At 68.2% G+C, this 2,791-nt stretch carries 3 protein-coding genes; all 3 read right to left on the reverse strand.

Annotated elements, in window-relative coordinates:
- Positions 1-135 precede the first annotated feature (135 nt).
- Positions 136-1,851 carry an IS66 family transposase gene (gene tnpC, locus ACFQXB_RS20240; RefSeq protein ID WP_377407003.1) on the reverse strand — a complete coding sequence of 572 codons (1,716 nt, stop codon included), beginning with the start codon at positions 1,849-1,851 and terminating at the stop codon, positions 136-138.
- 61 nt (positions 1,852-1,912) lie between these two features.
- Positions 1,913-2,266, reverse strand: coding sequence for an IS66 family insertion sequence element accessory protein TnpB (tnpB, locus tag ACFQXB_RS20245; RefSeq protein ID WP_377407004.1), 354 nt, complete (start codon positions 2,264-2,266; stop codon positions 1,913-1,915).
- A complete protein-coding gene (gene tnpA / locus ACFQXB_RS20250) occupies positions 2,263-2,700 on the reverse strand; it encodes an IS66-like element accessory protein TnpA (protein ID WP_377407005.1) in 438 nt (145 codons plus the stop codon). Before tnpA ends, tnpB begins: the two co-directional genes overlap by 4 nt.
- Positions 2,701-2,791: the final 91 nt, after the last annotated feature.

Genomic DNA, 2,791 nt, shown 5'->3' on the forward strand with positions numbered 1-2,791 from the left:
GTAAGCGAGATTTTGGACCATTGCTCAGGGGGCTTGACGTCGGCTTGACGTCGCCGCTGTCGTCTCGCCCGGAAGGCTTGGACTGCAATAAAGTTTGCAATGTTTATTGCAGTCTTGGGCTCGTTGAGGGCAACCTCAGCCCGCCGCGGGGAGCCTGAAGTTCCACGGCATCAGTTCGTCGATCCGCGACTGCGGGTGTCCCTTCGCGATAGCCTCGAGCGTGGCCTTCATCCAGGCGAAGGGCTCGACGCCGTTCATCTTGCAGGTGGCGATGACCGAGGCCGCGCGGGCCCAATGACGCCCGCCCTCATCATGGCCCGCAAAAAGGCTATTCTTGCGTTGGAGGGCAATCGGGCGGATCGAATTTTCGACCGGGTTCGAGTCCATCTCGATGCGGCCGTCGTCCAGAAAGCGCACCAGCCCGTCCCAATGCTTCAGGAGGTAGCGCAGCGCCTTGCCCATGCGGGATTTCGGCGAGAGGCGCGCCGCCTGCTCGCGCACCCAGGCGCCGAGGCCGGCGACCACGGGGGCGGAACGCTCGCGACGCACGGACAGGCGCTCGTCGGCGGGACGGCCGTGGATCTCCTTCTCGATGGCGTAGAGCTGCGCGATGCGCGCCAGCGCCTCGGCCGCGATCGGCGAGCCGGCCTCGGGCGTGGCCTTGATCAGTTCCCTGCGCGCATGCGACCAGCAGTAGGCCAGCGTGATCGGCTTGCCGCCCGTCCGCGCCGCCTTCGTCAGCCGGTTGTAGCCCGCGTATCCGTCGACTTGCAGCACCCCATCGAAGCCCGTCAGGATCTCCTCGGCATGGGTGCCGCCCCGGCCGGGCGCATAGGTGAACACGGTGATCGCCGGTCCCGGTCCGGACCATCGTCGATCATCGCGGGTCAGGGCCCAGATGAACCCGGTCCTGGTCCGGCCGCGACCCGGATCCAGCACCGGCGCCGTGGTTTCATCCATGAAGAGCTTGGTCGAGGCCTTCAGATGCTCCAGCATCCGGCGGACGATCGCGTCGAGATGGAAGGCCGCCCGCCCCACCCAGTCGGCCAGCGTCGAGCGGTCGATCACCACGCCGGAGCGGGCGAGGATCTGCGAGAGCCGGTAGAGCGGCAGCGCATCGGCATATTTCGAGACCAGGAGCCAGGCAATGAAAGCTTCGGTGGGCAGCCCACCCTCGATCAGCCAGGCGGGTGGCGGCGCCTGGACGATGCCCGCACGCCCCTTCGGGCAAGCGTAACGCGGCCGGACGGTCTCGATCACCCGCAGCTGGGCGGGAACGATGTCGAGACGTTCCGAGCGGTCCTCGCCGATCTGCACCATCTGGCCGCAGCCGCACGGACAGATCAGGCTGTCGGGCTCGATCCGTTCCTCGATCCGCGGCAGGGCCTTCGGCAACGAGCGACGGACGGGGGCCTCTTCCTTCGTTGGCCTCCCGCGGCGCTTGCCGGTTGCGGGCGCCTCTTCGGCCTCCGTGTCGGCTTCTGCGTCGGGCGCGTCCTTCTCCCCGTGCTTCTCCTTCACCGCGGCGACGGCCTGTTCGAGATCCTCGAAGCACAGCTGAAGCTGGTCGGGGTCGAGCTTCTCCGAGCTGGGCGCGTACCGGGCGAGGCGGAGCTGCCGGACCAGCGGCTCGAGTTCCTCCAGAAGCTCCTTCATCCGGGCATTCTCGGCGGCCATGACCGCCTTCTCCGCCGCCGTTCTCGCAGCACAGGCCTGCAGCGCGGCATGCTCGCTTTCCAGATGCTGGCGGTGCGCCCGCTCGGCGGAGAGGGCGAAGGCCTGCGCCTCGAGCACCGCCCGAACCTCGGGAGGCAGGCGGTCCAGGAGCGCAGGGTCGAGCGGAAGCGTCATGCCCGGAGTCTATCGCATGACCCGAAAACCGCAACAAAATAAAGCCAAAGCAACAGGTTGATCAGACCGCAGCCCCCGGCTGCACCACCTGTCGCGCGTCCAGGCGCTGCCACTGGAGCCCGTCGAACAAGGCTTCGAACTGAGCTCGGGAAATCCGCGCCACGCCCTCCTCAACCCGCGGCCAGGAGAAGCAACTCGACTCGAGCCGCTTGTAGACCAGCACGAGCCCGCTGCCGTCCCAGACCAGGATCTTCGCCCGGTCCTTCCGCTTCGAGCGGAACACCACCATCAACCCCGAGTGCGGGTCGAGCCCGAGCCGCGTCTGCACGATCGCCGCAAGCGCATCATGCCCGCAGCGGAAGTCCACCGGCTGCGTCGCGATCACGATGGCGAGCCGCTGTGCCGGCACGATCATCGCGGCGAGGCCTCCGCCAAGGCCCGCACCAGCGCCGAGAGCCGCGCGACCGACACCTCGGCCGGAAGCCGCACCACGACCGCGCCCACCACCACTTCGATCGGCATCTCCATCCGGCTGCCGGCTACGGAAGGCACCGCCGCCGCCTCGGCCGGCGCGGCATCCTCCTCGACGATCAGCGGGACGAAATCCGGCTCGGAGAGCCCGACGCTCTCCCAGGGCAGCGTGAGGTGTCCGTCCTTCGCCATCCGCCGCCACGTCGTCAGCTGTGAGGGAAGCACCCCGTGCCGCCGCGCCACATCCCCGACCCGGACCCCCGGCACGAAACTCTCCGCCACGATCCGCGCCTTCACCTCGTCCGGCCACTGGCGCCGACCCGTCGGGCCAGAGATCACCGAATACCGCAGCGGGCCGCCATCTCCACCATCCGCCATCGCACTCCTCCATCATGGAAAATGCGACCAAGGTGCCCGCCGGGTGCCGCCAGAGGAAGCCCAAACCCAATGGGGGAAAAACCCCGCTTAC

Origin of the sequence: Halodurantibacterium daqingense (genome assembly GCF_042666235.1) — a bacterium.
Classification (GTDB): Bacteria; Pseudomonadota; Alphaproteobacteria; order Rhodobacterales; family Rhodobacteraceae; genus Halodurantibacterium; species Halodurantibacterium daqingensis.

Coding starts and splice junctions, on each gene's coding strand:
- tnpC (WP_377407003.1), bottom strand. CDS start 1,851: ATGACGCTTCCGCTCGACCCTGCGCTCCTGGACCGCCTGCCTCCCGAG.
- tnpB (WP_377407004.1), bottom strand. CDS start 2,266: ATGATCGTGCCGGCACAGCGGCTCGCCATCGTGATCGCGACGCAGCCG.
- tnpA (WP_377407005.1), bottom strand. CDS start 2,700: ATGGCGGATGGTGGAGATGGCGGCCCGCTGCGGTATTCGGTGATCTCT.